General features: G+C 72.5%; 24 protein-coding genes. 12 read left to right on the top strand and 12 right to left on the bottom strand.

What is annotated here, in order from left to right; all coding sequences use genetic code 11:
* Positions 1 to 188 precede the first annotated feature (188 nt).
* Both OHS18_RS00675 and OHS18_RS00670 read right to left on the bottom strand, forming a co-directional pair.
* The gene (locus OHS18_RS00675) at positions 189 to 635 is read right to left on the bottom strand and encodes a hypothetical protein (RefSeq protein ID WP_328615491.1); all 447 of its coding nucleotides are present in this window, start codon (positions 633 to 635) and stop codon (positions 189 to 191) included.
* A 104-nt stretch (positions 636 to 739) separates the two neighbouring features.
* Positions 740 to 1,321 (bottom strand): TetR/AcrR family transcriptional regulator, encoded by a 582-nt coding sequence (locus OHS18_RS00670; RefSeq protein WP_328615490.1) that lies wholly within the window; start codon positions 1,319 to 1,321, stop codon positions 740 to 742.
* 78 nt (positions 1,322 to 1,399) lie between these two features.
* Here OHS18_RS00670 and OHS18_RS00665 point away from each other — a divergent pair, with 78 nt between their 5' ends.
* Together OHS18_RS00665 and OHS18_RS00660 are read left to right on the top strand one after the other, a co-directional pair.
* Entirely contained in the window at positions 1,400 to 2,305 is a 906-nt protein-coding gene (locus OHS18_RS00665; RefSeq protein ID WP_328615489.1) for an aldo/keto reductase, read from the top strand.
* A gap of 86 nt (positions 2,306 to 2,391) precedes the next feature.
* Complete coding sequence (locus tag OHS18_RS00660) at positions 2,392 to 2,784, top strand: hypothetical protein (RefSeq protein ID WP_328457205.1); 393 nt, start codon at positions 2,392 to 2,394, stop codon at positions 2,782 to 2,784.
* Positions 2,785 to 2,820: 36 nt separating this feature from the next.
* Here OHS18_RS00660 and OHS18_RS00655 read toward each other — a convergent pair whose 3' ends face one another.
* Positions 2,821 to 3,513 (bottom strand): TetR/AcrR family transcriptional regulator, encoded by a 693-nt coding sequence (locus OHS18_RS00655; RefSeq protein WP_328615488.1) that lies wholly within the window; start codon positions 3,511 to 3,513, stop codon positions 2,821 to 2,823.
* A gap of 75 nt (positions 3,514 to 3,588) precedes the next feature.
* Between OHS18_RS00655 and OHS18_RS00650 the strand changes: the two genes are divergently transcribed.
* A complete protein-coding gene (locus tag OHS18_RS00650) occupies positions 3,589 to 4,923 on the top strand; it encodes an MFS transporter (protein ID WP_328457209.1) in 1,335 nt (444 codons plus the stop codon).
* Complete coding sequence (locus OHS18_RS00645; protein WP_328615487.1) at positions 4,920 to 5,738, top strand: SGNH/GDSL hydrolase family protein; 819 nt, start codon at positions 4,920 to 4,922, stop codon at positions 5,736 to 5,738. Before OHS18_RS00650 ends, OHS18_RS00645 begins: the two co-directional genes overlap by 4 nt.
* Here the strand turns inward: OHS18_RS00645 and OHS18_RS00640 are convergent.
* Together OHS18_RS00640 and OHS18_RS00635 are read right to left on the bottom strand one after the other, a co-directional pair.
* Positions 5,735 to 6,199, bottom strand: coding sequence for a hypothetical protein (locus tag OHS18_RS00640; RefSeq protein ID WP_328615486.1), 465 nt, complete (start codon positions 6,197 to 6,199; stop codon positions 5,735 to 5,737). The genes OHS18_RS00645 and OHS18_RS00640 overlap by 4 nt on opposite strands.
* Complete coding sequence (locus OHS18_RS00635) at positions 6,196 to 7,440, bottom strand: MFS transporter (RefSeq protein ID WP_328615485.1); 1,245 nt, start codon at positions 7,438 to 7,440, stop codon at positions 6,196 to 6,198. Before OHS18_RS00635 ends, OHS18_RS00640 begins: the two co-directional genes overlap by 4 nt.
* Positions 7,441 to 7,499: 59 nt before the next feature.
* Between OHS18_RS00635 and OHS18_RS00630 the strand changes: the two genes are divergently transcribed.
* Entirely contained in the window at positions 7,500 to 8,639 is a 1,140-nt protein-coding gene (locus OHS18_RS00630) for an ROK family transcriptional regulator (protein WP_328615484.1), read from the top strand.
* A gap of 6 nt (positions 8,640 to 8,645) precedes the next feature.
* On the opposite strand, the gene OHS18_RS00625 is transcribed toward OHS18_RS00630, so the two are convergent.
* Positions 8,646 to 9,140 (bottom strand): GNAT family N-acetyltransferase, encoded by a 495-nt coding sequence (locus OHS18_RS00625; protein WP_328615483.1) that lies wholly within the window; start codon positions 9,138 to 9,140, stop codon positions 8,646 to 8,648.
* 48 nt (positions 9,141 to 9,188) lie between these two features.
* Here OHS18_RS00625 and OHS18_RS00620 point away from each other — a divergent pair, with 48 nt between their 5' ends.
* Positions 9,189 to 10,019 (top strand): helix-turn-helix domain-containing protein, encoded by an 831-nt coding sequence (locus OHS18_RS00620; protein WP_328615482.1) that lies wholly within the window; start codon positions 9,189 to 9,191, stop codon positions 10,017 to 10,019.
* A gap of 64 nt (positions 10,020 to 10,083) precedes the next feature.
* The gene (locus OHS18_RS00615) at positions 10,084 to 10,716 is read left to right on the top strand and encodes a dihydrofolate reductase family protein (protein ID WP_328615481.1); all 633 of its coding nucleotides are present in this window, start codon (positions 10,084 to 10,086) and stop codon (positions 10,714 to 10,716) included.
* Here the strand turns inward: OHS18_RS00615 and OHS18_RS00610 are convergent.
* The gene (locus OHS18_RS00610) at positions 10,696 to 13,572 is read right to left on the bottom strand and encodes an AfsR/SARP family transcriptional regulator (protein ID WP_328615480.1); all 2,877 of its coding nucleotides are present in this window, start codon (positions 13,570 to 13,572) and stop codon (positions 10,696 to 10,698) included. The genes OHS18_RS00615 and OHS18_RS00610 overlap by 21 nt on opposite strands.
* 204 nt (positions 13,573 to 13,776) lie before the next feature.
* On the opposite strand from OHS18_RS00610, the gene OHS18_RS00605 reads away from it, so the two are divergent.
* On the top strand, positions 13,777 to 14,553 hold the full coding sequence (locus OHS18_RS00605; protein WP_328615479.1) for an oxidoreductase: 777 nt from the start codon (positions 13,777 to 13,779) through the stop codon (positions 14,551 to 14,553).
* Positions 14,554 to 14,565: 12 nt separating this feature from the next.
* On the opposite strand, the gene OHS18_RS00600 is transcribed toward OHS18_RS00605, so the two are convergent.
* Together OHS18_RS00600 and OHS18_RS00595 are read right to left on the bottom strand one after the other, a co-directional pair.
* Positions 14,566 to 15,456 carry a LysR family transcriptional regulator gene (locus tag OHS18_RS00600; RefSeq protein WP_328615478.1) on the bottom strand — a complete coding sequence of 297 codons (891 nt, stop codon included), beginning with the start codon at positions 15,454 to 15,456 and terminating at the stop codon, positions 14,566 to 14,568.
* A complete protein-coding gene (locus OHS18_RS00595) occupies positions 15,453 to 16,067 on the bottom strand; it encodes a TetR/AcrR family transcriptional regulator (protein WP_328457230.1) in 615 nt (204 codons plus the stop codon). The genes OHS18_RS00600 and OHS18_RS00595 overlap by 4 nt, the downstream gene beginning before the upstream one ends.
* A gap of 90 nt (positions 16,068 to 16,157) precedes the next feature.
* On the opposite strand from OHS18_RS00595, the gene OHS18_RS00590 reads away from it, so the two are divergent.
* The 4 genes from OHS18_RS00590 (at position 16,158) to OHS18_RS00575 (ending at position 19,910) form a co-directional block, all read left to right on the top strand.
* Positions 16,158 to 16,895: an SDR family NAD(P)-dependent oxidoreductase gene (locus OHS18_RS00590; protein WP_328457232.1), complete on the top strand. Its 738-nt coding sequence runs from the start codon at positions 16,158 to 16,160 to the stop codon at positions 16,893 to 16,895.
* Positions 16,892 to 17,752, top strand: a complete 861-nt coding sequence (locus tag OHS18_RS00585; protein ID WP_328457234.1) for an alpha/beta fold hydrolase — start codon at positions 16,892 to 16,894, stop codon at positions 17,750 to 17,752. Before OHS18_RS00590 ends, OHS18_RS00585 begins: the two co-directional genes overlap by 4 nt.
* Before the next feature lie 91 nt (positions 17,753 to 17,843).
* Positions 17,844 to 18,437: an NAD-dependent epimerase/dehydratase family protein gene (locus tag OHS18_RS00580; RefSeq protein WP_328615477.1), complete on the top strand. Its 594-nt coding sequence runs from the start codon at positions 17,844 to 17,846 to the stop codon at positions 18,435 to 18,437.
* Between the two features lie 222 nt (positions 18,438 to 18,659).
* Positions 18,660 to 19,910 carry an MFS transporter gene (locus tag OHS18_RS00575; RefSeq protein ID WP_328615476.1) on the top strand — a complete coding sequence of 417 codons (1,251 nt, stop codon included), beginning with the start codon at positions 18,660 to 18,662 and terminating at the stop codon, positions 19,908 to 19,910.
* Positions 19,911 to 20,031: 121 nt separating this feature from the next.
* Here OHS18_RS00575 and OHS18_RS00570 read toward each other — a convergent pair whose 3' ends face one another.
* The 3 genes from OHS18_RS00570 to OHS18_RS00560 all read right to left on the bottom strand — a co-directional run bounded on the left by OHS18_RS00570 (position 20,032) and on the right by OHS18_RS00560 (position 26,436).
* Positions 20,032 to 22,863, bottom strand: coding sequence for a helix-turn-helix transcriptional regulator (locus OHS18_RS00570; protein ID WP_328615475.1), 2,832 nt, complete (start codon positions 22,861 to 22,863; stop codon positions 20,032 to 20,034).
* Between the two features lie 766 nt (positions 22,864 to 23,629).
* The gene (locus tag OHS18_RS00565; protein WP_328615474.1) at positions 23,630 to 24,193 is read right to left on the bottom strand and encodes a YbhB/YbcL family Raf kinase inhibitor-like protein; all 564 of its coding nucleotides are present in this window, start codon (positions 24,191 to 24,193) and stop codon (positions 23,630 to 23,632) included.
* Entirely contained in the window at positions 24,190 to 26,436 is a 2,247-nt protein-coding gene (locus OHS18_RS00560; RefSeq protein WP_328615473.1) for an isochorismatase family protein, read from the bottom strand. The genes OHS18_RS00565 and OHS18_RS00560 overlap by 4 nt, the downstream gene beginning before the upstream one ends.
* Positions 26,437 to 26,451: the final 15 nt, after the last annotated feature.

Raw genomic sequence — 26,451 nt, 5'->3', positions numbered from 1 at the left:
GCCGGTCTCCCACCGTGACTACGAACGGCCCGCGCCCGATCCGACACCCGCCGCGGAATTATTTCGGCCGCGAGGCGGCGACGACCAGATCGAGCAACCGCCCGATCCGCGCCGAGGCGCGGTCCACCGTCGACAGGAAGATCCGGGCATCCCAACGGCTTCACTTACCAACTCGCACTCTTCCCGCGTCAGCACGGCGCCACAGCACCTTGTGTTCCCACCGGGCACCAGCCCGGGTTTTCTCGCAACCATTTCTGTCGAGCTGATTCAACGTCGCGCTGCGTCAAACCGCGTGCGGCGTCGACACAGCCGCCGGTCTGGCATTTGACGTTCGTGCCTGGCTCGTAGCACTGGTTCTCGTCTTTCAAACAGGCTGCTTTGCTGTGCGCTTTCGGCGTGGACTTCGGCTTGGGCGTGGGCTTCGGCTTGGATGGTGCGGTCGCCACCGGAGCTATTGACGCAGGCGCGCTCTGGACCGGGCTGGGAGCCGAGGTTGTCGATGGCTGCGCAACCGTCGTTACGGCGCTTGTGGTCGAAGCCACCACCGGAGCAGGTTGGTTTGCGGCAGGAGAGGCACAGGCTGTCGCCATGGCCAGCAGGAAGGCCGAGGAGATCAGCAGCGAAGCGCGCGGCATGCGTTCTCCTTCGAATGAACTCCCGGGCTGTCTCGTCGGATACGACGTCGGGAAATTGCCGCAGAGCGTTACGCGGCAACCCATTTGGTATCGCCGCGAAAGAATTATTTCGGCCGCAGGGCGTCGACGACCAGATCGAGCAACCGCCCGATCCGCGCCGGGTCGCGGTCCTCCACCGTGGACAGGAAGATCCCGAGCACCATCAACGTGACGTCCTCGGGATCGGTGTCGGCACGAAACACGCCGGCCACCGCCCCCGCGGTGAGGATCTCGCCGATCGCGCCCGTGATGCGCTTGCGGGTCGCCGGCGTTGCGATGCGCCCCGACGCCACGCCCGCGCGGAACACATCGCCCATCCCCCGCTTGGTCTGGAAGAACGCCGCGTAGCGGTCCAGCCAGGCGCGCAGTGCGGCCTGCGGCGGGAGCTTCTCCAGCAGGGCCGGGGCGCTGGTGGCGACTTCGTCGAGTTCGGCGGCGTAGACGGCTTCGACCAGGGCCTCGCGGGTCGGGAAGTGCCGGTAGAGCGTGCCGATCCCGACGCCGGCCTCGCGGGCGATCGCTTCGAGCGCGACCGTTCCGTCGGCGGTGGCGAAGGCGGCCTGGGCGACCGCGACGAGTTTCTCGCGGTTGCGGCGCGCGTCGGAGCGGATCGGGCGGTCGGCGGCGGACGGATCGGGTGACGACAAAGCGGAGGCACCTCCGGTTGTGCTACGGTCGACTTAACGGAGGTTCCTCCGCTTCTTCATCATCGCACGACTGACGGGATGACCATGCCCCCCATCGAAACCACCGCCCCGCTCGCCGGCCGCACCGTCTCGCGTGTCGGGTACGGGGCGATGCAGCTCGAACGCCTGCACGACGACCGCGACGCGGCCCTCGCCCTCCTGCGTCACGCGCTCGACCTCGGCGTGAACCACCTCGACACGGCCGAGTTCTACGGCAACACCTTCGTCAACGGCGTCATCCGCGACGCGCTCCGGCCCGGGGACGACGTGCTGGTCGTCAGCAAGGTCGGCGCCGACCCCGACCCGGGCGGGCCGATCCCGCTCCGCCCCGCGCAGCGTCCCCACGAGCTGCGCGCGAGCGTCGAGGACAATCTCAGGACCCTCGGCACCGAGCAGATCGGCGTCGTGAACCTGCGCCGCCTGGACACCCGGCCCGGTCTGAAGGCCGAAGGTGACCAGCTGGTCGACCTCGACGACCAGCTCGAGGTCATGACGGCGATGCGCGACGAAGGCAAGATCGGCGCGATCGGGCTCAGCAGCGTGACCCTGGAGATCCTGCGCCGGGCGCTGCCGGCGGGCATCGCCTGCGTGCAGAACGCCTACAGCCTCGTGAGCCGCGAGGACGAGGACCTGCTGGAGCTCTGCGTCGCGGAGGACATCGCCTGGGTGCCGTTCTTCCCGCTCGGCGGCGCGTTCCCCGGCCTGCCGAAGGTGACCGACGAGCCGACCGTGCACACCGTCGCGGAGTCCCTCGGCGCCACGCCCTCGCAGGTCGGGCTGGCCTGGCTGCTGCACCACACGCCGAACACCCACCTCATCCCGGGCACCGCGACCGTGGGACACCTCGAAGAAAACGTCGCCGCCGGCTCGATCGTGTTCGACGACGCGACGCTCGCCACGCTCGACGCCGTCCCGTCGCGCTCCCAGGACATGGCGCTCGGCTGAGCCGTCGGTACGTCCGGAGTGCCGGGCCCGGGAGCGGCGTGAGATGCTCGTCCCGCTGAAAGGGTCTTAGGCGAGAGGCGGAGCGGGTGACCACCTGGACCGATGTGATCAACTTTGTCCGGACGCGGTACGAAGTCCTGGAGGAACAGGACGACTGGCTGCGTTTCCGCCTCGCGGGCCCGCAGGACCGGACGCAGCAGGCGACCGTGCACCACCTGCCCGAGCTGGACGGCGGGGCGTGGATCGAGATCTCCTCGCCGGTCGGCTGGGCCGACAAGATCGACCTGCGGCAGCTGCTCGAACTGGCCGGGGCCTCGGCCGCCGGCGGCGCGGCGGTCGTGGACGGCGTCGCGCTGCTCAAGCACACGCTGCCCCTGGAAGACCTCAGCATCGAGCTCGAGTTCGAGCGTCCCCTCAAGACGCTCGTCGCCCGGGCGGACGCCTTCGAGCACGAGCTGACCAAAGCGGACGAGTTCTGATCCCGCCCCGGCGCGGGTAGGCGGCGTGGCCGGGGTTCAGCCGGCCAGGCCGCCGATCAGGAGGTCCACGATCCGGCGCGCCAGGGCGCGGATCTCCTCGGCCGGCTGGCCTTCGATCCGGCGGAACCACGTGTCGACCGCGTTGAGGTTGCTCAGCAGGGTCCGGGTGGCCAGCGACCCGTCGACCGCGCGCAGCGAACCGTCGGCGATGCCGGCCTCCACGACTTTCCGGAACAGCTGCTCGTAGTCGCTGCGCAGCTGGTTCAGCTCCCGCAACGCCTGGATCTGACGGGTTTTCAGCGCGGTCGCCACCTGGCCGCGCACCGCCTGGTGGACGACGTGGTGGTAGGCCAGGTCCTGCATCAGGTTCACCACGTGCGCCTCCGACATCGCCGCGAGCCGCTCGCGTCCCGTGCCGTCGCCGTGGGCGAGCACCTCGATCCGCTCGCGGACGCGCCCCATCGCCTCCTCGTACACGGCGAGGAAGATGTCGAACTTCGACCGGAAGTGGTAGTACACCAAGCCTTTTGTCGCGCCGACCTCACGCGCGATGTCGTCGATCGTGGCGTTGGCGAAGCCGGTCGCCATGAAGGCCTCCGCCGCGGCGTCGAGGATCCTGCTCCGCGCACCGGGTTCGACGTCGGGGCTCGCGCTCACCTGGTCGTCCTCCTCGTTCTTCAGGTGCCCATCGTCCCACGTCAGGTTCGGGCTGTTGACACCAACACGCACCGAACCCTACCGTGATACTCCGTAGTATTGCAGGTCAGACGGTACCAGAGTGAGAAGTCACCTGAAGGGCGTCCAATGACGAGCGCACGAGACCTCCTGCACGAACTCGCCACCAAGAAGGCCGTCACCCGGCTGCTGCCGGTGCTCGGCCTCGCCTACTTCATGTCCTACGTGGACCGCACGAACGTCGCCCTCGCCAAGACCTCACTCGCGGCCGACATCGGCCTCAGCGCGGCCGCGTACGGTCTCGGCGCGGGCCTGTTCTTCATCAGCTACGCGCTGCTCGAGGTGCCGAGCAACCTGATCCTCTATCGCGTCGGCGCGCGCCTGTGGATCACGCGCATCGCGATCACCTGGGGCGTTGTCTCCGCCGCGATGATGTTCGTGGGCGACGACGTGTCGTTCTACATCCTGCGGCTGCTGCTCGGCGCCGCCGAGGCGGGCCTGTTCCCGGCGATGATGTACATGGTCACGCAGTGGTTCTCGCAGAAGCACCGCGTCACGATCGTCGGCCTGATCTACGTCGCGCCCTGCGTCGCGGTCATCATCGGCTCCCCCGTCGGCGGCGCGCTGATGGAACTGCAGGGCGTCGCCGGACTGCGCGGCTGGCAGTGGATGTTCCTCGTCGAAGGACTGGTCACCGTCCTCATCGGCGTCGTCGTCTGGTTCACGCTGCCCAGCCGTCCGACGGACGCGAAGTGGCTCACCGCGGACGAAGCGGCGGTGCTTTCCGAGCGGGCCGTCGGCGACACCACGGCGTCCCCGACGCGGGTCCGCGGGAACCTGCGCCGGGCGTTCGGCCACCCGACCGTGCTGCTGCTCGGCGCGATCTACCTGATCAACCAGTCGATCGGCGGCGGGATCGGCTTCAACTTCCCCGCCTACATCCAGTCGCTCGGCCTGCAGAGCCCGTTCCTGATCGGGCTCGTGGCGGGCAGCGGCGGCATCTCGGGGCTGGCCGGTGTGCTGTTCTTCCCGTGGTTCAAGAGCCGGTACGGGCACGAGGTCGTGCTCATCGGCGTGTGCGCTGGTGCCGTGCTGCTGGTCCTGCTGGGCTTCCTCGTTTCGCGGAACCCGGTGTGGAGCATCAGTTTGCTCTTCATCTCGAACTTCTTCGCCTTCGGCACGCTGCCGCTGTTCTGGTCGGTCGCGATGTCACGGCTGTCCGGCCTGATGGCGGCGGCCGGGCTCGCGTTCATCAACATGCTCGGGATCACCGGCGGCTTCGTCGGGCCGTACGTCTACGGCCTCATCGAAAGCTCCACGGACAGCCTCGTCGCGCCGTACTACGTGTTCGCCGCGGCCGCCTGCGTGGCCGTCGCGCTGGTGCCGGTGCTGGGCATGTCGATCCGGCGCGCCGCGGTGAAGGACCGGGCCGTCACGCCGACCGAAGAGCAGCCGGTCCAGTGAGGTACGTGCTGGTGCTGGTGCTGCTGGCCTGCTTGGCCGCCGCACCGGCGGAAGCGGGCGGGCGGATCCGGTACGTGGCGCTCGGTGATTCGTCGGCCGCGGGACCGCTGATCCCGGACCAGATCGACACGACGTGCCTGCGCTCGGACCGGAACTGGCCGCACGTGCTGGCCACCCGGCTCGGCGCGGCCCTCACCGACGTGACGTGCTCCGGCGCGACGACCGCCGACCTTACCGGGCGGCAGGCGGGGATCGTCGCACCGCAGTTCGACGCGCTGCGCCGCGACACCGACCTCGTGACGCTCGCGATCGCCGCCAACGACATCGTGCTGAGCTCGGCTTTCGTGACGTGCGCGAGCCCGGACGGGCCCGTCGTCCCGTCGTGCCGGGACCAGTACACCAGCGGCGGTGTCGACCGGTTCGCCGCCCGGATCGCCGCCACCGCACCGAAAGTCGGCGCCGCGCTGACCGAGATCCACCGCCGCTCCCCCGCCGCCCGCGTGGTGGTCGTCGGCTACCTGACCTACTGGCCACCGGGCGGCTGTTACCCGGCCGACCCGTACACCGCCGCCGACGCCGGTTACATCCAGGCGACGTTCGACCGCCTGATGGTGATGCTGGCCGACCAGGCCGGGCGGCACCAGACGTCCTATGTGGACATCCGGGGACCGAGTGCCCGGCACGGGTTGTGCGCCGAACCCGCGTCGCGCTGGCTGGAAGGCGCGGTGCCGGCGTCCCCGGCGTACCCGTATCACCCGAACGCGGCGGGCATGGCCGCGGCGGCCGCGATCATCGCGGCCGCCGGGGTCCGCTAGGAGGTGAGGAGGCCGCGGATCCGGTCGTACTCCGCGGCCATCTCGGGGGTGGCCAGCATGTCGTTCAGATCGGCGCTCACCTGGAAGTCGACGTCCTCGATCGAGCGGATCGCCAGTTCGTAGAGCTCGCCGCGCCGGCGGCCCCGGAGGTAGCTGTTCCAGTGCATCAGGGCGGTCAGCGCGGCGACGATCCCGCGGTCGAGGTCGTCGTCGACCAGGATCCCTGCGTCGATCCGCGTGATCAGGGCGCCCACCTCGTCGGCGTCGAGGGTCGGGATCGACTCCCTCGCGACGGCCAGCGCGGCCCAGGCGTCTTCGGAAAGTTCGTCCGGCATCGCGTCTTCCACGGCTTCTTCCCGGAGCAGCCGGGTGATCGTCGCGGCGCCGAACGCCTCGGCGTTGTCGTCGCTCGCCGCGATGACGAGGTCCAGGATCGCCGCTTCCAGTTCCGGGTACTTCACCCGCCGGACCCTATCCGGTTCTCCTCCGGGACCGCCGCCGGCCGGGCGGAACGCCGGCGCTCCAGCGCCACGCCCGCCGCGGCCAGCACGAACCCGATCGCGCTCACCACGACCCCGGCCCACGCCGTCGCGCGGTAGCCCAGCCCGGCCGCGATGACCACGCTGCCCAGCGCCGCGCCGATGCTGTTGGCCGCGTTGAAGGCCGACTGGTTGAGGGCCGCCCCCATCAGCTGGGCGCCCGGCGCCACCGCGATCAGCCGCGCCTGCAGGACCGGGCCCAGGAACAGGATCGTCCCGCCGATCAGGAAGGCGCCGGTGAACAACCCGAACGCCGAATCCACCACGAGTCCGAAGTAGACGTTCGCGGCGATCACCGCGGCGAAGCCCGCCACCATGGCCCGGTGCAGGTTCCGGTCGGCGTACCAGCCGCCCAGCACGTTGCCGGCGGTCATGCCCAGCCCGACCGCGACGAGCACCCACGCGACCGAGCCGGGCGAGAGCCCGGTGACCGACGTCGTGATCGGCGCGAGGTAGCTGTCCACCGCGAAGAACCCGGCGATCCCGATCGACGCGGTCGCCACGACCAGCCACACCTGCGGCCGCCGCAACGCCCGCAGTTCGTCGGCCGGCGATCCGCCCGAGGCCGGCGCGTCCGGCACCGTGGCCGCCACGGCCAGCAGCGCGAGCAGGAACACCCCGGCGATGACCAGGTACGCCGTCCGCCAGCCGACGGCCTGCCCGAGCCGCGTGATCACCGGGACGCCCGCCACGTTGGCGACGGTCAGCCCGCTCAGCACCACCGCGAACCCGCGGCCTTCACTGCCCGGCCCCATCAGCGACGCCGCCAGCAGCCCGGCCGCCCCGAAGTACGCGCCGTGCGGCAGCCCGGCGGCGAACCGGGCCGCCAGGACCAGCCCGAACGTCGAGGCGACCGCGGACGCCGCGGTGCCGAGCACGAACAGCACCAGCAACCCGAGCACCAGGCGTTTGCGCCGCAGCCGCGCGGTGATCGTGGCGATCAACGGCGCGCCGACGACCACGCCGAGCGCGTACGCGGTGATCATCCAGCCGGCGTGCGCGACGGCGTCCGGCTCGGAGCGGGTGTACTCGTCCCCGAGCACGCTGCGCGCGATCTCCGGCAGCAGCCCGGCCGGCACGAACTCGGTGAGCCCGATCGCGACCGAGCCGAGGGCCAGTGCGAGCAGCGCGGCCCAGCGGCGCCGACGGGAGAGGTCGTCCATTCCGGCGACTTTAGCAACGCTATTGCGTTAGTACCAGAAGGCGGCGGTAGGGTGACGCGGTGCACCTGGCCTTCCTGCGGGACTACCACGAGGCGCTGGTGATCGCGCTGGCCCGGACCCTGCCGACGCTCGAGCGGGGCACGGTCGCCGAGGTCACCGGCCTGACCCCGCAGGCGGTCTCGAAGGTGCTGGCACGCCTGGTCGAGGAGGGTCTGCTCGCACCGGCGGGCGTGCGGCGCCCGGCGCTCGGCAAACCGGCCGCGGTCTACCGGCTCGTCCCCGAAAGCCGCTGGGCGATCGGCGCACACGTCACCCGCCGCGAACTTCGCCTGGCCCTGACGGACCTGGCCGGCACCGTCCGCGCGTCCACCGCGACCCCGCTGCCGGACGACTTCACCCCGGAGCAGCTGCTGGTCCGGCTCGCTTCCGGCGTCACGACGATGATCGCCGAACACCGCCTGACCACGCCGGATCCGGCCCCCGGCGCGGACCCGGCCCGGGTGCTGGCCGGGGTCGGCATCGGCATGATCGGGCCGCTCGACCAGTCGAGCGGCACCGTCCGCGGCGCGCACCGGCTGCGGCACTGGCGCGACGTCCCGCTGGCCGAGCTCGCCGGACAGCGGCTGGGCCTGCCGGTGGTGCTCGACAAGGACGTCACCGCCGGGGTCACCGCCGAGGCCTGGCGACGCGGTCCCGCCTTCCGCGACGCCGCCCTGGTGGTGGTCGACGCCGGGGTCGGCGCCGGCCTCTGGCTGCGCGGCGCCGCGCACCGCGGCGCGCACACCAACGCCAGCGAATTCGGCCACACCGTCGTGCGGCTCGACGGACCGCGGTGCGCCTGCGGCCGGCACGGCTGCCTGGAGGCCGTCCACGAAGCGGCCGCCGATCCCGCCGCGGCCGCGGCGGTGCTCGCGACCGGCGTGGTGAACCTGCTGCAGACCCTCGACCTCGGCCACATCGTCCTCGGCGGCGCCGACCTGCTCCGCCACGGCGACGTCTACCGGGACGCCGTGGAACACGCGGTGCGCACCGAGCTGCCGGGCGCCGACTGGCTGACGGTGGAAGTCACGTTGACCTCGCTGGGCACCGACGTCGTCGCCGCCGGCGCGGCCATGCAGGTGCTCAACACCCGCTACGGCCTGCCCGACCCCGCCGGCCTGCGGCTGCCGATCGCCGAACCGCTGCTCCTGCGGCAGTGAACCGCTTCAGCCGGCCGGCGTCCACACGCCGGACCACTGCTCGGCGCCGTACGCCTCGAACCGCTCCACCTCGGCGAAGCCCAGCTTCGCCGCGAGGCGCAACGAGGCGACGTTGGCGGTCTGGGTGAAGAGCGCCACCGGCTCGCCGGGGCGGGCGGTGGCGAACCAGCCGAGTACGGCCGCGCACGCCTCGAAGGCGTACCCGCGGCCCCACGCCGCCGGCAGGAACAGGTAGCCGAGCTCGGTCCTGGCGTCGCGCCGGTCGAGCGTGATCATGCCGATCATCGCCGCGTCGAGCTCGACCACGAAGAGGCCGAAACGCCGTCCGGGCACCTCGGCGACCGTGCGCTCGAGCTCGTCCCGCGGCCGCGGGCCGCCGATGTAGGTGCCGACCTCGGGTGAGGCGAACAGGGCGACGAACGACGCGCGGTCCCGGGCCTCGGACTCGCGCAGCACGAGCCGCTCGGTCTTGATCGGGGCAGGTGGCCAGGGCTCGATCATGGCGGGCAACCTATCGCGCGGCCCGACCCGCGTGGCCACACTGGACTCATGGAGTACGTCGGCCAGGTACCCGCCCCGCCGCTCGACCGGTTCATCGACGACGTCTACTGCCAGAGCGGCGTGCCGAGCCACCGGCTGGTGACCGTCCCGCCGATGCCGTCGGCGCACCTGTTCCTCAACCTGGGCGAGCCCGTCCGCCTGTACGACTCCGATCCCTCGGTGCCGCCGGCGGTGTTCGCCGGCGGGTGGTTCACGGGGATGTGGACCCGGCGCTTCCGCGTCGAGTTCCCCGCGCGGGTACGCCTGGTGGGGGTGCACTTCAAGCCGTGGGGGCTGTCGCCGTTCGTCGGCATCCCGGCGAGCGAGCTGCGGGACCGGTGGGTGCCGGTCGACGCCGTCTGGCACCGGTCGCCGGACCGCATCCGCGACCGGGTCGGCGAACTCGCCTCGCCCGGCGAGACGCTGCGCGTGGTCGAGGAGGAGCTGCGCTCGCGGCTCGCCGAAGCGCCGGCGCGCGGTCTCGACCTGGTCCGGCACACCGGCGGGCGGCTGGCGACCTCCTACGGCGCGGTCCCGGTCGGGGCGCTGACCGAGGCCGCCGGGGTGAGCGGCAACCACCTGGCCGCGCAGTTCAAGTCCCACGTCGGGATCACCCCGAAACGGGTGGCGCGGATCTACCGCTTCGCGCGGCTGATCCTGTCCGTGGACGCGCTGGGCCCGACCGGCTGGGCGGAGCTCGCGCACCGCGTGGGCTACTTCGACCAGGCGCATTTCGGCAAGGAGTTCAAGGACTTCACCGGCCACACCCCGACGGAGTTCCTGGCCCTGCGGCGCCGGTTCCCCGCCGAAGGGCCGTTCCCGCCGATCCCCGCCGAGTGATTTTTTACAAGCCCGGCCACGGCCCGGGGCGCCAAGATCGGGCCAGACGACCGGAGGAGGGCCCATGGGCACGGTGATCATGCACAACGTGGTGTCGGTGGACGGCTTCATCGCCGACGAGCACGACGACGTCGGCCCGCTGCACGAGTGGTACTTCTCCGGTGACACCCCGATCACCGGCAGCCCGGGCGACGAGCGGTTCGACCATTCCGGGGCGGGCACCGGCTTCCGGGTCTCGAGCGCGTCGGCGCCGTACGTCCGGGAGATGTGGGACGGCATCGGCGTGATCATCATGGGCCGCACCCTGTTCGACCTGGTGAACGGCTGGGAGGGGCAGCCGCCCGCGGGTGAGCACGTGGTGGTGGTCTCCCACCGGCCCAAGCTCGCGGGTTGGCACCCCGAAGCGTCCTACCACTTCGTCGACGACCCGAAAGCGGCGATCGCCCGGGCCCAGGAGCTGGCCGGCGACCGGACCATCGCGGTGAACGCGGGCGAAGCGGGCAGCCGGATCTTCGCCGCCGGACTCGTGGACGAGGTGGCGATGGACGTCGTGCCGGTCGTGTTCGGGTCGGGCAAGCCGTTCTTCGCCGGCATCGGAGGACAGCACCTGCTGGAGGATCCGCACGTGGTCGTCCAGGGCGACCGGGTGCTGCACCTGAAGTTCAAGGTGCGCCGGTCACCAGCCGGCGGGGCGTAAGTGCGGCAACGACTTCGGGCGCGCCAGACCCAGCCGGGCGGCGATGTCCGCCGCGGACCGCCGGTGTTCCCCGGTCGCGCCGGTGAGCGACCGGGCGAGTTCGGCGTGGGCCTGGGCTTGTTCGTGGAGGTGCTCACCCCGGACCGCGAGGGTCAGGGCGAGCGTGTAGTGCTCGACGGCCTCGGTGCCGTTGCCCAGCGCGTCGAGGGTCCGGCCGAGCTCGATCCGGGCGTGGGCGTGGAGCCGGGCGTCGTCGTCGAGCATGGTCACCGCGGCGCGTTGCGGCGCCAGGGCGTCGTGGGCGCGTCCCGCTGAGCGGTGGGCCGTGCCGATGAGCACCAGGGCCTCGGCTTCGCCTTCCCGGTCCCCGATCCGCTGCCGCAGGTCGCGTGCCTGGTGGAGGTGGCCGAGGGCCTCGTCGACGTCGCCGAGCGTGATGAGGCAGCGGGCCAGCGCGGTGAGGACGTGGTCGTTGGGGCTGAGCCGGCCCAGTTCCTCGCAGCCGGCGTAGGCCGTGCGCAGGAAGTCCAGCGCGGTCTCGTCTTCGCCGCTCAGCCAGCGGACGACGCCGCGGGTCCAGCACGTGATGATCCGGGCGTCGATGCCCAGCGGGGACAGGCGCGCGAGGCCGGCCAGCTCGTCGGCCGCCGCCTGCGCGTGCCGCGCCGCCCGCGGGTGGTCGCCGCGCTGCAGGAGCATCAAACCGAGCAGGGCGAGCGTGTGCGCGTGGGCTTCGGTGTTCTCCGGCTGTTTCGCCGACGCGGTCAGCAGGTCGTAGGCCCGCGAGGTGTGGCCGGCGGACCAGTGGGCCAGCGCGAGCAGCGTGCTCAGCAGGCCGTCCCCGCCCTCGGCCGTCTCCTGCGCCGCGGCCAGGCCCTGCTCCAGCAGTTCGATCGGGTCGCTGCCGAGGTCGCGCCCCAGGAAGTGCCAGAACGAGATGGCCAGCTGCCAGGCGTAGTTGCTGTGGCCCTCGACGGCGGCACAGCGGGTCGCGGCCAGGAGGTTGCCGCGCTCGGCCATCAGCCAGGCGTGCGCCGTCCCGGCGTCCGGGCCGCCGGCCTCGAACCGGGCCGCCGCGTCGGTGATGGCGCTCAGGTAGTGCTCGAGCATCCTTTCGACCGGCCGGGGGTCGTCGGACAGCCCGCGGGCGTACTGCCGCACCAGGTCGTGCTGGCGGTACCGGCCCGGCACGGCCTCCTCGGCCAGGTGGACGTCGACCAGCCGCTGCAGCGCGTCGTCGGCCGGGCCCACCGGCGTACCGGTCATCGCCGCGAGGACCGCGGTGTCGGCGTCCGCGCCGGGGTGCCGGGCCAGGGCGTAGAAGAGCTGCTGGTCACCGGGTGACAGGTGCTCGTGGGACAGGCTGAAAGCCGGCGCCACCTCGCGGTCGGCGAACAGCTTCGGCAGCTGCCGCCGCGCGTCGGCCAGCTGCGCGGACAGGTACGCGATCGGCCAGGCCGGGCGGTGCGCGAGCCGGGCCCCGGACAACCGCAGCGCGAGCGGCAGGCCGGCGCACAGGCGGACGATGCCGGCCACGGCCTCGGGCTCGGCGGCCGCCCGGTCGGCGCCCACCAGCCGCGCGAAGAACGCCGTGGCTTCCTCCTCCGGCAGGACGGCCAGGGACACCGGCCGGGCCCCGGCGAGGTCCGGCAGCCGGGCCCGGCTCGTCACGATCACCAGGCTCGGACCGGCGGGCAGCAGCGCCGCCACCTGCGTCTCGTCCACGGCGTTGTCGAACACGACCTGCAGCCGCAGCGCCGCGGTCTTCGCCCGCCACTGCGCCTTGGTGTCCCCGGTCGCCGCGAGGCCGAGCTGCCCCAGCAGCACTTCCAGCGCCTCGTCCGCGGTCAGCGGCGTCTTCCCCGCGCTGTGGCCCTGCAGGTCGACGAAGAGGGCGCCGTCGGGAAACCGGCCGGCCAGCAGGTGACCGGCGTGGACGGCGAACGCGGTCTTGCCGACCCCGGCCATCCCGTCGACGGAGTAGACGGCGGCCCGGTCGTCGACGGCGGCGACCAGCCGGGCGAGTTCGCCGTCCCGGCCGGTGAAGTCCGGGAGGTCGCGGGGCAGGCAGGTGCGGCGGACCGGGTCTTCGGGCCGTGCGGGCGGGCTGTCCGGGGGCGGCGGTTCGTGGTCCCGCCCCAGCAGCTGCCGGTGGGTGTCCTTGAGCGCGGCGGTCGGATCGATGCCCAGGTCCCCGGTCAGTCGCGTGTGGACCTCCCGGTAGTGCTGGAGGGCGTCGGCCGTGCGCCCGGCCCGGTGCAGGGCCGTCATGTACTGGCGCGCGATGCGCTCGTCGTACGGGTGCGCGGCGGCCAGGCCGGCGAGCCCGGCGACGAGCTCGGTGCCCTCGCCCAGCCGCAGCCGCGCCTCGGCCAGGTCGAGCTGGGCCGCCAGCCGGGCCCGCTCCAGCCGGTCGCGTTCGGCGTCGGCCCACTCCCCGGCCAGCCCGGTCAGCGCCGGGCCGTGCCACCACGCCAGCGCCTCGGCCAAGGTGGACGCCACCCGCGCGTCGTCGCCCTCCGCGCCGGCCTGCGCGCAGAGGTCCTGGAACCGGTACAGGTCGACCGGGAGCGGTGTGGCGTCCGCGATCAGGGCGTATCCGCCCGATCGCCGCACGACGGCCACTCCGCGCACCGCGCTCAGGGCCCGTCGCAGCCGGGAGATGTAGCTGTGCACGGTTTCGCGGCCGCGCAACGGCACGGCGGTCCCCCACACCCGCTCGGCGAGCCGGTCGATCGGCACGACGCGGCCGCGTTCGACCACCAGCGCGGCCAGCACACAACGCTGTTTCGGGTGCCCCAGGTCCACCGGCGCGCCGTCGACGGACGCGGCCACCTCCCCCAGCAACCGCAGCACCGCACCCACCTCCCGAGAGTCACGGAAACCGGGCACAGCGTATACGCTCAGTCAGCCGCCCGATACCGCCTGCCCAGGGGTTGTCCCGCCGATCGGCCCGTATAGGACTTCCCTATGGCGCCTGCTGACATTTCGTCTTTGCGCCTCGTCCTTTTCCGGACCTACCGTGAAATACACGAACACGGAATCGAAAGGACCGGTGGCATGACCACGATCGGAAACGGCCCGGAAATCCGCGGAATCGCGGGAAAACGGGCCTTGGTCACGGGTGGTTCCCGCGGCATCGGCGCGGCCGTCGTGCGGCGGCTCCTGGACGCGGGCGCCGAGGTGCTCACGACCGCCCGGTCGGCGACGAGCACCGTGCCGGAAGGAGCTTCCTTCGTGGAGGCCGACGTCCGGACCCGGGCCGGCGCGGAAGCGCTCGCCGCGGCCGCGGAGCAGGTGCTCGGCGGGGTGGACGTCCTGGTCCACAACGCGGGCGGGGCGCGACCGTACGCCGATTCCTCGGCCATTCCGGACGAGGGGTGGCAGGACGCGCTGGCGCTGAATTACCTGGCGTCCGTACGGCTGGATTCGTTGCTGGTACCGGGCATGCGGGAACGAGAGTCGGGAACGGTCGTGCACATTTCCTCGGCCGCGGTCCTCACCCCGATCGGACCGTTCCTGCACTACACGGCCGCGAAGGCGGCACTGGAGAACTACAGCCGGGGGCTGGCCTTGGAACTGGCCCCGCTCGGCGTCCGCGTCAACGCCGTGTCCCCGGGCCGGACCGCCACGCCCGGCGGTGAGACGACACGCGAGCAGTGGGCGAGCCTGGGTGTGGCGCCGGGAGAGACCAACGCCGAGGACACCACACCGCTGGGGCGGGACGGCCGGCCCGAGGACATCGCCGACGCCGTGCTGTTCCTCGTGTCCGACCGGGCGAGCTGGCTGACCGGGCGGAACCTCATCGTGGACGGCGGGGAATTCCCCATGGGGTGACGCCGAAAGCCCTCAGGACACCGGCGCGGGGGAACCGGACCAGTTCTCCTGGCGCAGGAGTTCGAGCAGGGCCGTCTCCGCCGGGCCCGGACCCTGGCGGAGCACGGCGATGACGGGCTGGGACACGGCCGGGCACACCGGGCGGACGAGGTGCCCGTGGCCGCCGGGCACCGCGGACGCCGGCACGAGCGTCACCCCCAGCCCGTCGGCGGCCCAGCGCACGGCCGTCGCCGTCTGGGACACGCGGGCGACCGTGTCCGGCGTCAAGTCGTTGTCCCGCAGCACGTTCAGCAGCACGGCGTCGAGCGCGCTGTCGCGGTCGAACCGGACCCACGGCTCCCCCGCCAGCTCCGCCAGCCCGACCCGGTCCGCGGCGAGCAGCGGGTGCCCGGCGCCCAGCACCACGACGAACTCCTCGTCGCCGAGGTGGTGGGCGTCGTCGGGGGTCTGCTCGCACGCCGCCATCAGGGCGAGGTCCAGCACGCCCCGGCGGCCGAGCCGGTCCAGCTCGGCGGAGCTCGGTTCCTCGAGGACGGTGACCTCCAGCCGCGGGAAGCGGCGGCGCAGCGCACCCAGCGCGCCCGGCAGCTGGCGGGTGCCGAAGCCCATCTGCACCGCGACCGTCAGCTCGCCCACCAGCTCGTCGGCGCCGGCCCGCGCCGTCGCCCGCGCCCGCCGCGACGCGCGCACCGCGACCGCCGCCTCCCGCAGGAACGCGCGGCCGACCACGGTGGGCACCAGGCCGGTCGGCGTGCGGGCGAACAACTGCACGCCGAGCTCCCGCTCCAGGCCGCGGATCTGCTGGGACACCGACGGCTGGGCGACGCGCAACCGCTCCGCCGCCGCCGTCACCGAACCCTCTTCGGCCACGGCCAGGGCGTACTCGTACTGGCGGAGGCTCATCGGGCGCTCGCGGCGAACGTCCGGATGTAGGCCAGCGCGGCGTTCATCGACGCCTCGAGCGGCCGCACGTCGAGCATCGTCTGCGAGAGCAGGACGCCGCCTTGCAGGGCGGCCAGCAGCGAGAACGCGAGTTCGTCGAGGTCGGCGTCGGCCCGCAGCTCCCCGCGGTCGCGCATGGCTCGCAGTCCCTCCAGCAGAAGGTCCTTCCAGCGGAGGAAGCCGTCGGCCAGGTCGGTCCGGGACTCCTCGTCGCTGACGCTCAGTTCGCCGGCCAGCGAGCCCAGGTCGCAGTCGCTGCGGCAGTCGTTCTCCCGCAGTCGTTCGATCCCGGCGTCGGCCCAGGCCCGCAGCGCCTCGAAGCTGTCGAGTGCCGAGATCCGCGGCAGGCCCGAGTCCGCTTGCCGGGTGATGACGGCCCGGATCAGCGCCTGCTTGCCGTCGAAGTAGTGGTACAGCTGCGAACCGCTCACGCCGGCCGCGGCCCGCACGTCCTCGATCCCGGTGCCGGCCACGCCGTGGCGGGCGATGAGCTCGGTCGCGGCTTCGATGATGCGGTCCCTGGTGGCGCGGCCCTTCGGAGTCAGGCGACGCGGTTTCGGCGCTTCGGTCACAGCGTCAGCCTACCGCAGGACTGGGTTGCGCAATCCAGAAACCGCCCCTACTGTTCTGGACAGAACAACCCAGAAAGTGAGGCCGACCCCATGTCCCCCACCCGCACCGCCCTCGTGACCGGCGCCACCGCCGGCATCGGCCGGGCCGTCGCGCTCGAACTCGCCGCCCACGGCGTCGACGTGATCGCCCACGGCCGCGACCCCGAGCGAGGCGCCCAGCTCGTCGAGGAGATCACCGCGGAAGGCGGCACCGCGCGCTTCGTCGGCGCGGACCTGACCGATCCCGACGAGGTCGTCGCGCTCGCCGCGGAAGCCGGTGACGTGGACATCCTGATCAACAACGCCGGCAGCTACACGTTCACCAGCACGCCGGACACGACCGCGGACAGCTTCGACCGGCAGTTCGCGCTCAACACCCGCGCGCCGTTCCTGCTGGTCGGCGCGCTCGCGCCGGCCATGGCCGAGCGGGGGCACGGCACGATCGTCAACATCACCTCGACCGCGGCGACCTCGCCGGCGCCGATCGGCGGCGCGTACGGCGCGTCCAAAGCCGCCGTCGAGCTGCTGACCCGCTCGTGGGCCACGGAGTTCGGCGGCCGCGGCGTCCGGGTCAACGGCGTCTCCCCCGGCCCGGTCCGCACCGCGGGCACCACCGCCATGCTCGGTGCGAACGTCGACGTCCTGGGCCGGGCCAACCTCCGCGAGCGCATCGGCGAACCCGAAGAGATCGCCCGGGTCGTCCGGTTCCTCGTCGACGCCGAGAGCAGTTACATCAACGGCACCGTCGTCGTCGCCAACGGCGGCGAGCCGAGCGGACTGCCCGCATGAGCACCTACGAGTGGCTGCCCGACGGCTTCGCCGTCCGCACCGCCGACACCAACGGCGTCCGGCTCTCGGCCGCGGTGGGCGGCCGTGGTCCGCTGCTGGTCCTGCTGCACGGCTGGCCCCAGACCGGGCGCGCCTGGGCCAGGGTCATGCCCGCCCTCGCCGAACACCACACCGTAGTCGTCCCCGACCTGCGCGGCACCGGAGCCAGCGAGCGGCCCGCCGACGGCTACTCGAAGGTCAACCAGGCAGACGACATGCGCGGCCTGCTCACCGCGCTCGGCCTGTCCGGACCCGTGGTGGTCGCCGGGCACGACATCGGCAGCATGATCGCCTTCGCCTGGGCGCTGCACCGGCCTGCCGACGTCGCCGCGGTCGTCCTGCTCGACGCCTTCCTGCCGGGGGTCGACCTCGAGGAGTCGATGAACGTCGTGACCGGCGGCTCGTGGCACTTCGGGTTCTTCATGGCGCCGGAATTCCCCGAAATGCTGCTCGACGGCCACGAGCGTGAATTCATCGAAGCGACCTTCACCGCCCGGAGCACGCCGTCGACGTTCACCGCCGAGGAACTCTCGTTCTACGCCCGGTCCTACGGCGGCCGCGATCGCCTTCGCGGCGGCTTCGAGCACTACCGCACCCTGCTGAAAGACGGCGAAGAGAACCGGAAGGCGCTGGCCGAGGGCGGGCTGAGCGTGCCGGTGCTGTCGATCGGCGGCCGGGATTCCGTGGGTGGCCAGACGACCGGGGCCCTGCGCCCCCACGCCACGGATCTCACCGGCCTCATCGCCCCCACCGGCCATTTTGTCGCCGAGGAAGCGCCGGAATGGTTCGTCCGCACCCTCGCGGAGGCCGGGTGGTGAAGATCCTGGTCATCGGGCGCAACGGGGTTCATCGGCGGGATCGCGCGGGACCTCGCCGGCCGAACGCCTGAGGGGCCACGGCATCACGCCGGTGCGCGGGGACCTGGACGGCGGCCGCGCCGAGGACGCGCTCGCCGGCTCCGAAACGAGCTTCTTGTTCGTCTCCGGCAGTGGCGTGCTCCTCCAGCGCACCGGCGGCGCCTGGAGTGAAGACAGTTTCGCCGAGGACGACCCGTTCACGGTGGAACCCCCGGCCGCGCGCCGGCCGGCCGTCGAGGAGCCGGCGCGGGCCGCGGCCGGCCGGGACGTGCGCGCGATCGTCCTGCGGCCCGGCATGGTCCGGGGGCCGGGCGAACACGGCCACCTGGCGCTGATCCGCAGGTCGGTGGACCGCACCGGCGCCGCGTGTTCCGTCGGCGAAGGCCTCAGCACCTACTCCCACGTGCACCTGGACGACGTCGCGCGGCTCGCCGGGCTCGCGCTGGCCCGGGGCACCGCCGGCGCCCTGGACCACGCGGTCGCGGGCGAGACGCCGACCCGGTGGATCGCCGAAGCCGTGGCCCGGGAACGGGGCTGCGCCACGCGCAGCCTCACCCCGGCCGAGGCCACGACCGTGTGGGGTGCCTTCGACGCGCTGATCCTCGCCGCGTCGAGCCGGTGCCGCGCCCCGCGGACCCGCCGGTAACCGGGCTTCGCACCCACGCGGACCGACCTGCTGGGCGACGTCGGCGGACCACCGTCCGGCCGTGCCGATGCACGCCCGTCCGCAGCCGCCGGAAGCACCGCACCTCGTTGAGGGGCAAGGGAAGCTCGTACATCCGTCAGGTGACGGATGTCTACCGCGGCCCCGGCGCGAAGCATTGCTATACGGGGCCCCACGCTCCGACCTCGATACCGAGGAGGAGCGATGTATCGTGCTACCGCCGTATCCACCGCGATGATCTTCGTACTGGCCCTCAACCTGCGCCCGGCCGTCACGAGCCTGGGCGCCGCCCTGCCGGACATCCCGGCCGCCGGAAGCCTGGTCGCCGCCGTGCTCGTGGCCTTGCCCCTGTGGGCGATCGGCCTCGGCGGCTGGGCGACGCCCTGGCTGTGCGGCCGCGCCGGAACCCACCGGACCGTCACCTTCTCCCTGCTCGGGCTGGCGGGGGCGTTGCTCGGGCGGGTCCTCGGCGGCCCGATCCCGCTGCTGGTCGGGACGGCGCTGGCGTGCCTGTCCATCGCCGTGCTCGGCACCGTGCTGCCCCTGCTGGCGAAAGGGTCCTCCGCCTATCCCCTCGGGCTCGGGCTGGGCAGCACGGCCGGCGCGCTCGTCACGCCCGTCGCGGTGCTGTCGTCGTCGTGGCGGGTCGGCCTGGGCCTGTGGGCGTTCACGGCCCTGCTCGCCCACCAGGCGTGGCGGCGCGCCCCCGGCGAATTCCTGCCCCCGCGGCCGGCTTCCGGCCGGGTCCGGGCCTCCGCGTTGACCCTCCACTTCGGACTCATCTCGACCGTCACCTTCCTGGTCATGGGCTGGCTACCCGGGATCCTGCGCGACGCGGGCGTCCCCCCGGCCACCGCGGGCGCCTGCCTCGCGCTGTCGATGGCCATGGGACTGCCGATGATGTGGCTCGTGCCGGGCTGGACCCGCAGGTGGCGCAACCAGACCCTCCTCGTGCTCGCGTTGGCCACGCCCAACGCCATCGGCGTCGCCGGCCTGCTCCTCGCCCCGGCGGCCGCGCCCTGGCTGTGGGCCGCGACCACCGGCATGGGCATGGGGTCGCTCGCCTTCGTCCTGACCACGATCTCGTTGCGCAGCAAGGACAGCTCACTCTCGCTGTCGGCCGTGGTCCAGGGCGTGGGGTACGTCATCGCCGGCTTCGGCGTGCTGGCGTGCGGCTGGCTGCACACGCACACCGGCGGCTGGCGGACACCCTTGATGCTGGTGCTGGCGATCCTGATCGGCCAGGTGATCAGCGGGCACTTCACGGTGATGCCCCGGCGGCCGGCTCCGGAGCCGCTCAGCGAGCCCCAGCCGGACGCACCGGAGATCGCCCTCGTCACCCGATCCATCAAGGACGCTCGACGTCACCGGACTTATTCCCTTCTCCCGCAACAAAAACGCGCTCTGGCGGTCTTCACCCGTTCCGGCGATGACATTCGCTCAGACGTTCGATAACGTAGTTCGGGTGACAGCAGCCACCCTCACTCCCGCCGATCGGCCGGGCATCCTCGGCCCGATCGTGGCGACCGTGTTCCGGTGGGTGCGCCGGCGATTCCGGCGCACCCACCGGCCGGCGTCAGCCCGACGCCGACCGGTGGCGGGCGGCTTCGCGGGCGATGTCGATGCGCGAATGCACGGCGAGCTTGGTCAGGATGTGCGAGACGTGCGTGCCGACCGTGCGCGGGGACAGGTACAGGCGGGCCGCGATCTGCGGGTTCGACAGGCCTTCCACGACCAGCGCGGCGATCTTGCCCTCGGTCGGGGTGAGGCTGTCCCAGCCGTGCGTGATCTGGCGGTGCTTCACCGTCGGGCCGCGCCGGATGCCGAACGCCCGGAACCGCGCGCGCAGCCTGGCCACGTCCCAGTGCGCGCCGAGCTCGGCGTAGAGGTCGAGGGCGTGGGTGAAGGCGGCCCGCGCCGAGCCGCGGTCGTCGGACCGGGTTTCGGCGAAGGCGATCGCGGCGGCTTCCAGCGCCTTGGCCCGCGAGAGCGGGCGGCCCGCGTCGCGGTAGCCGTCGGCGGCGCGCAGCAGTGTCGCCGCGTCCAGCTCGAGCAGGCCGTGGCAGTACGAGGCCAGCGCGAGGCGGTGCGGCACGGTGGAGCCGGCGGCGATCTTGCGGACCCGGGCGTCGATCTCCTCCGCGGTGGGCCGGTCGCCGGTCGCCGCGGCCAGCCGGGCGGCGTCGCCGAGCAGGTCCTCGCCCTCGTCTTCACCGGTCAGCGCGTCGGTGAGCGCGGCGAGCGCCCGGTCCGGCTGGCCGTCGTGCTCGAAGGCGAGGCTGCGGGCCCGGGCCAGGGATTCCACGACCCGGCCGCCGATGCGTTCCGAATACGGCGCCGCGACGTCGAGGTGCTTGCGGGCCGCGGGGCCGTCGCCGCGGTGGAAGTGGATGATCGCGGCGACCCCGTGGTCGCAGCACGCCACGCTCGGGTCCTTGAGGTCGTCCGGGACGACGTCCACCTCGGCCAGCGCGTCGTCCCAGCGGCCGGTCCCCAGCAGCAGCTGGCCGAGCGCGCTCTGGGCCTGGGTCAGCCGCACGACACTGCCGGTCCGGTCGGCCAGTTCGCGGGCGCGCGTGGCGGCGGCGAGCGCGTCGGTGTACCGGTCGAGCGCCCCGAAGGTGACCGACTGGTTGATGCGCAGCAGCAGGCCGAGGTCGGTCAGTGCGGGATCACCCTGCGCCTTGGCCATCGCGCGCTCGAACAGCGGCAGCGCCGCGGTCCACTCGCCCCGCATCATCGCCACCAGGCTCAGCACGTGCAACGCCCACCCGGTGGCCCAGCGGTCCTCGACCTGGCCGGCCTCCTCCAGTACCTGGGTGGCGACCCGGCGCGCGGTGTCGACCTGGCCGAGGTCACGGTGCGTGCGCGCGACGAGCACCAGCAACCGGGCGCGGTGCCGGGGCTGCAGGCCCGGCCGGGCCACCGCGTCGTTCAGCGCCGCGAGGGACTCGGCGGAGCGGCCGGTCATCCCGCGGCACTGGGTGACCGTCGTGTGCAGGTCGACGAGCAGGTCGGGGTCGTCGAGGTGCTCCAGGGCGCGGCACGCGATCCGCTCGGCCTGGCCGAAGTTGCCCAGGCGGTAGTGCGCGTCGGCCAGCCGGCAGGTCAGCGCGGCGGTCACGGTGTCACCGGGCCGCGCGTCCCGCACCGCGCGGCGCAGGAGCGCGACGGCGACCGCGGGCGCCTGGCCGATCAACGGCGCGGCCACCTCCAGCAGCCACTGCACGGCCCAGGCCGGGACCGGCACCCGGCTGTCCGTTGTGGACACCATCGGCAACAGGTGCAGCGCGACCCGCTCGACCGGCGCGCCCGCCTCGGCCAAGGACTGAGCGGCGCCCTGGTGCCAGGCGATCCGGACCGCGATCGGCATCTCGTCGTACAAGGCCTTGCGGATCAACGGGTGCCGGAACGCCAAGTCGTCCCCGGCCGCCACCAGCACTCCGGCGGTCCGGGCCTCGTCCAGGGCGGGCAGCAGGGCGGGGAGCGGGGTGCCGGTCACGGTCACGAGGTCCGCGACCGAGAAGCCGACCCCGAGCAACGCCGCGGCGCGCAGCACCTCCCGCGCCGGCTCCGGCAGGAAGCCCAGCCGGTCCGCGATCGCCTCGGGCAAGGAGTCCGGCGTGTCCCCCTCGGACAGCTGGGCGACACCCGCGTCGTCGACGTCCAGGCACGAGCTCCGGGTCAGGGCGTCGACCAGTTCGGTGAGGTACAACGGGTTCCCGGCGGCGCCGTCGGCCAGCCGCTCCAGCTCGGCACCCGGTCTGCCGCCGGCCAGCGCGGTCACCAGCTCGATCACCGCCGGTTCGGCCAGCCGGGCCAGCCGCACTCGCTCGGCCGGCCCGACGATCCGGAACAGGGAACGCAGGTCGTCGCGGCGCGGCACCGGGCGCAGCACGCCGATCAGGAGCAGCGGGAGCTGCCGCACCGAGCGGGCGAGCCGGCTCCACACGGCCACCGTCGTGCGGTCGGCCCACTGCAGGTCGTCCACGACCAGCACGGCCGGTCCGTCCAGGCAGAGCTCGTCCACCAGCGCCAGCAGCTGCTCGGCGGCCGCGGCGGCGAGGTCGGCGCCCTTGCCCGCGACAGCTCGGCCGTGCAGCAGCCCGGAGATGGCACCACGACGGGAATCCTTCGTGGACGGCGTGATTTGCAACGCATCCAGTAGCGGCAGCAGCGGCAGCGCCTGCCCCAGCTCGTCGCCGGCTCCCCAATAGACCTGGCAGCCGACCCCGGTGGCGGCGGCGCAGCCGGCCCGGACCAGCGCGGACTTGCCGATGCCGGGTTCGCCGTCCACCAGCACGGCGCGACCCCGGCCCGCGACCACGTCATGCACCCAGCCGACCAGCCGGGACAGCTCACTGTCGCGGCCGACCAGCAGCTCGGCACCATCCGTGAGCGGTCGCACAGGGGTGATAGTAGGAGGGAAACTGTTACCCAACAAGATGTACACTGTCGTTGTCCGTAACGTCGAGCGGGGCTGCCGACCCTTCCGCACGGAAAATAACAATTCGGCAATTGCCCGGCTTTGCGGTTCAGCACGATTCCGCCACCTGCCGTTGGGGGGTCATTCACCGTCGGTTGACCACCGATTGCCCCGGCACTGCGATGGTCCTCCGAGACCCAAACCGTCCGTCACGTAACAATTGACCACCGGAGGAATCGATGCGGGTTCACCGTGCGGTCGCCGTCGGCGCCGCAATCGCCCTGAACGTTTTCGCAGTGGCCGTCCTGGGTACCCCCACCTCGGTTGCCGCCCGTGACGAGAGCTCGACGGCATCCTCCGTCCGGACGATCAGTCCGGATGAAATGGGGTACAACCGCGTGTCGACCGACGAAATGGGTTACAACTAGGGCCCCCGGCGCCACGGCCGCAGCCGGATCAATTCCCGGCTGCGGCCGTCGCATGTCCGCAGAACAGCCTGTTCGACGATTTCGACGTTTCTCCCGAGCTTCCGTCTCGATTGTCGCGCTCCCCGGACGGGTGAGCCACCGAACCGCGTGCTCGCCATCGGAGATCCTTACCCGGGCGCTCGGAAAATCGGCCGAGGCGATCAGCGGGCGCCACAGGAACGCCCTGTCACGGCGTTGCGCATTCCCCTCACGGCCATCCTCGATATTTGCGCAACGAATTGATTACGGAAACGTTCGGCCACCAGAGTGACCCGGCACCGTCACCGTTCGAAAACACCCGTCAGCCGGCCGCGCGCGAGGACGGGAGCGGCGATGGTGGGCAGCAGGGTGCGGGGCCGCGCCCGGTCCGGTCGCGCCGCGCCGTCCACCGGGGCGGCCAGCGCGAACAGCTGGAAGACGTAGTGGTGGGGCCCGTGGCCCTTGACCGGCGCGGGACCGTGGTAGCCGCGTCCGATGGTGGACCGCAGCACCCGGACCCCGGGTCCCGGCTCTTTCCCCGCCAGCGCACCGGTTTCCAGCTCTCCGGTGGCCGGATCGACCAGCGCGGCGCAGTGCACGGCGGGCTTGCCGACCGGCACGTCGACGTCCTCGACCACCACCAGGAGCTGGGCGGTGCCGGGCGGCAGCCCGGTCCAGGCCAGGTGGGGCGACCGGTCACCGCCGCGGACGTGCTTCGCGCAGTGCTCCAGCGGCATCGGAGCGCCGTCGTCGAAGTTCCGGCTGGTGAGCGTCAGCAGTTCGGGGCCCTGCAGGTTGGGCAGGTTCCACGCCAGGTGGGTGTCCCCGGCCCGGCGGTTGCGCAGGAGCCGGCCGAGCAGGGTCATCGGGTCGCCTCGACCCGGCCGACGATCTCGGCGGTGGTGGCGGTTTCGCCGAGCTTGGGGAAGATGCTTTCGACGCTGTGCCGGTGGGCGTCGGGATCGGGGCCGGTCATGGCGTCGGTGGCCAGCACGACGTGGTAGCCGTGGTCGGAGCCCGAGCGCGCGGTCGACTCGACCCCGGAGCTGGTCGAGATGCCGGCGAGCACGATCTGCGTGACACCCAGGTCCCGCAGCAGCGTGTCGAGGCCGGTGTCGTGGAAGGCGCTGCGCCGTCGCTTGGTGATCAGGTGGTCGGTCGGCTGGACGTCGAGCTCGTCGACGAGGTCGGCCCAGCCGGGCGGCGGTGTGGCGGGGGCCGCGGATCGTCCGGCGTCGGTGCGCCCCGGCGCGCGGCCGGTGACGTTGACCAGGACCACGGGCAGGCCGTGCCGCCGGAACTCCGTGGCCAGGCCGGCCGCTTGCTTGACGGCCGCGGTGACCGCGGGGTCGTGGTGAGCGGCGACGATGCCCTGCTGCAGGTCGATCACGACGAGCGCGGACGTGGGGTCGATCGTGGTCAGTGCCATGGTGCTTTCTCCGGTGGGGGTCGGTTTCCGGGTGCCGCGGAACAGGGAAGCGATCGCGGCGAGGACCGCGAGAGCGGCGCCGAAGGCGAACACGATGACCAGGCCCGAGTGGAAGGGCCCGGAGATCAGGCTCGGGAAGAACTCGCGTCCGGTCAGGGTCTGCTGCTGGAGCGGGGTCAGGCCGGCGAGGGCACCGCTGGGTTCGAGCAGGTGCCGGATCGGGTTGACGCCCAGCTGGGCGGCGAACAGCGACGAGACCGGCGGCAGCCCGCCGATCTGGCCGGCGACACCGGCCGGGACGCCCTGCTGCCGCAGGCCGGCGGTGAGCGTGTGCGGGAGATTGCTCGCCAGTCCGGCGATCATCAGCGAGAAGAAGACGCCGATGGAGACCGCCGTGCCGGAGTTCTGGAAGGTGGCCCGCATGCCCGAGGCCACGCCGCGGAGGTCCGCGGGCACACTGCCCATGATCGACGAGGAGTTGGGAGAGGCGAACATGCCGCCGGCGATCCCGTTGAGCGCGATCAGCACCGCGAAGATCCCGTAGCCGAAGTCGATCGGCAGGAGCATCAGGCCCACGAAGCTCGCGCCGAACAGCAGCGCCCCGCCGGTGGCCAGGCCCCGGGAGCCGAACCGGTCGGACAGGTAACCGGAAACCGGCCCGGCGGCGAGGAAACCGGCGGTCAGCGGCAGCATGAAGATGCCGGCCCACAGCGGTGTGCTCTCGTAGTCGTACCCGTGCAGGGGCAGCCAGATCCCCTGCAGCCAGATGATCAGCACGAACTGCAGGCCGCCGCGGCCGATCGAGATGGCCAGGCCCGCCAGATTGTCGAAGGTGAAGGCGCGCAAGCGGAAAAGGCTCAGCTGGATCATCGGCGCGGCGACGCGGTTCTCGATCGCGACGAAGGCCGCCAGCAGGACCAGTCCCCCGGCGATCAGCCACTGGACCAGCGGGTCGGTCCAGCCCATGGGGTGCCCGCCGTAGGGCTGCAGCCCGAACGTGACCGCGATCAGGACGGCGCTCAGGCCGGCCGCGAAGGTGACGTTGCCCCACCAGTCGATCCGCCCGCCGCCGCGTTTTCCGGTCTCGCGCAGGGTGCGGTAGGCCCACACCGTGAAAAACACGCCGACCGGCACGTTCACCCAGAACACCGCCCGCCAGTCCCAGGCCGCGAGCAGGCCGCCGGCGACCAGGCCGATGAACATCCCGCCCAGCCCGGCCACCTGGTTGACGCCCAGCGCGAAACCGCGCTGTTCCCGGGGGAAGGCGTCGGTCAGGATCGCGGCGGAGTTCGCGGTCAGCATCGACCCGCCGACGGCTTGCAGCACCCTCCAGGCGATCAGCCACAGAGCGCCGTCGCCGCCGTCGAAGGGGTCGAAGGACAACAGGATCGAGGCGACGGTGAAGACCGCGAAGCCGGCGTTGTAGATCCGGACCCGGCCGAACATGTCGCCCAGCCGGCCGACGGTGACCACCAGGACGGCTTGGACCAGCCGGTATCCCATGATCATCCACAGCAGGTACGCGATGTTGCCCGGGGCCAGAGGATCCAGGTGCACGCCGGTGAAGATCGCCGGCAGGGCGATCAGCACGATGGATCCGTCGAGCGCGGACATGAAGACCGCGGCGGTCGTGTTGGTCAGCGCCGTCCACTTGTACCGATCGGCGCGCGGTTCGGTCATCGGCTCACCCCCTTG

This window comes from Amycolatopsis sp. NBC_00355, assembly GCF_036104975.1.
In the GTDB taxonomy this organism is placed as follows: domain Bacteria; phylum Actinomycetota; class Actinomycetes; order Mycobacteriales; family Pseudonocardiaceae; genus Amycolatopsis.
This window is presented reverse-complemented; position numbering and strand designations above follow the sequence as displayed.

Excerpts from the sequence above, each read along its gene's own strand:
- OHS18_RS00675 (WP_328615491.1), bottom strand. The coding sequence starts at position 635 with ATGCCGCGCGCTTCGCTGCTGATCTCCTCGGCCTTCCTGCTGGCCATG.
- OHS18_RS00665 (WP_328615489.1), top strand. The coding sequence starts at position 1,400 with ATGACCATGCCCCCCATCGAAACCACCGCCCCGCTCGCCGGCCGCACC.
- OHS18_RS00650 (WP_328457209.1), top strand. The coding sequence starts at position 3,589 with ATGACGAGCGCACGAGACCTCCTGCACGAACTCGCCACCAAGAAGGCC.
- OHS18_RS00635 (WP_328615485.1), bottom strand. The coding sequence starts at position 7,440 with ATGGACGACCTCTCCCGTCGGCGCCGCTGGGCCGCGCTGCTCGCACTG.
- OHS18_RS00625 (WP_328615483.1), bottom strand. The coding sequence starts at position 9,140 with ATGATCGAGCCCTGGCCACCTGCCCCGATCAAGACCGAGCGGCTCGTG.
- OHS18_RS00620 (WP_328615482.1), top strand. The coding sequence starts at position 9,189 with ATGGAGTACGTCGGCCAGGTACCCGCCCCGCCGCTCGACCGGTTCATC.
- OHS18_RS00615 (WP_328615481.1), top strand. The coding sequence starts at position 10,084 with ATGGGCACGGTGATCATGCACAACGTGGTGTCGGTGGACGGCTTCATC.
- OHS18_RS00605 (WP_328615479.1), top strand. The coding sequence starts at position 13,777 with ATGACCACGATCGGAAACGGCCCGGAAATCCGCGGAATCGCGGGAAAA.
- OHS18_RS00600 (WP_328615478.1), bottom strand. The coding sequence starts at position 15,456 with ATGAGCCTCCGCCAGTACGAGTACGCCCTGGCCGTGGCCGAAGAGGGT.
- OHS18_RS00590 (WP_328457232.1), top strand. The coding sequence starts at position 16,158 with ATGTCCCCCACCCGCACCGCCCTCGTGACCGGCGCCACCGCCGGCATC.
- OHS18_RS00585 (WP_328457234.1), top strand. The coding sequence starts at position 16,892 with ATGAGCACCTACGAGTGGCTGCCCGACGGCTTCGCCGTCCGCACCGCC.
- OHS18_RS00575 (WP_328615476.1), top strand. The coding sequence starts at position 18,660 with ATGTATCGTGCTACCGCCGTATCCACCGCGATGATCTTCGTACTGGCC.
- OHS18_RS00565 (WP_328615474.1), bottom strand. The coding sequence starts at position 24,193 with ATGACCCTGCTCGGCCGGCTCCTGCGCAACCGCCGGGCCGGGGACACC.
- OHS18_RS00560 (WP_328615473.1), bottom strand. The coding sequence starts at position 26,436 with ATGACCGAACCGCGCGCCGATCGGTACAAGTGGACGGCGCTGACCAAC.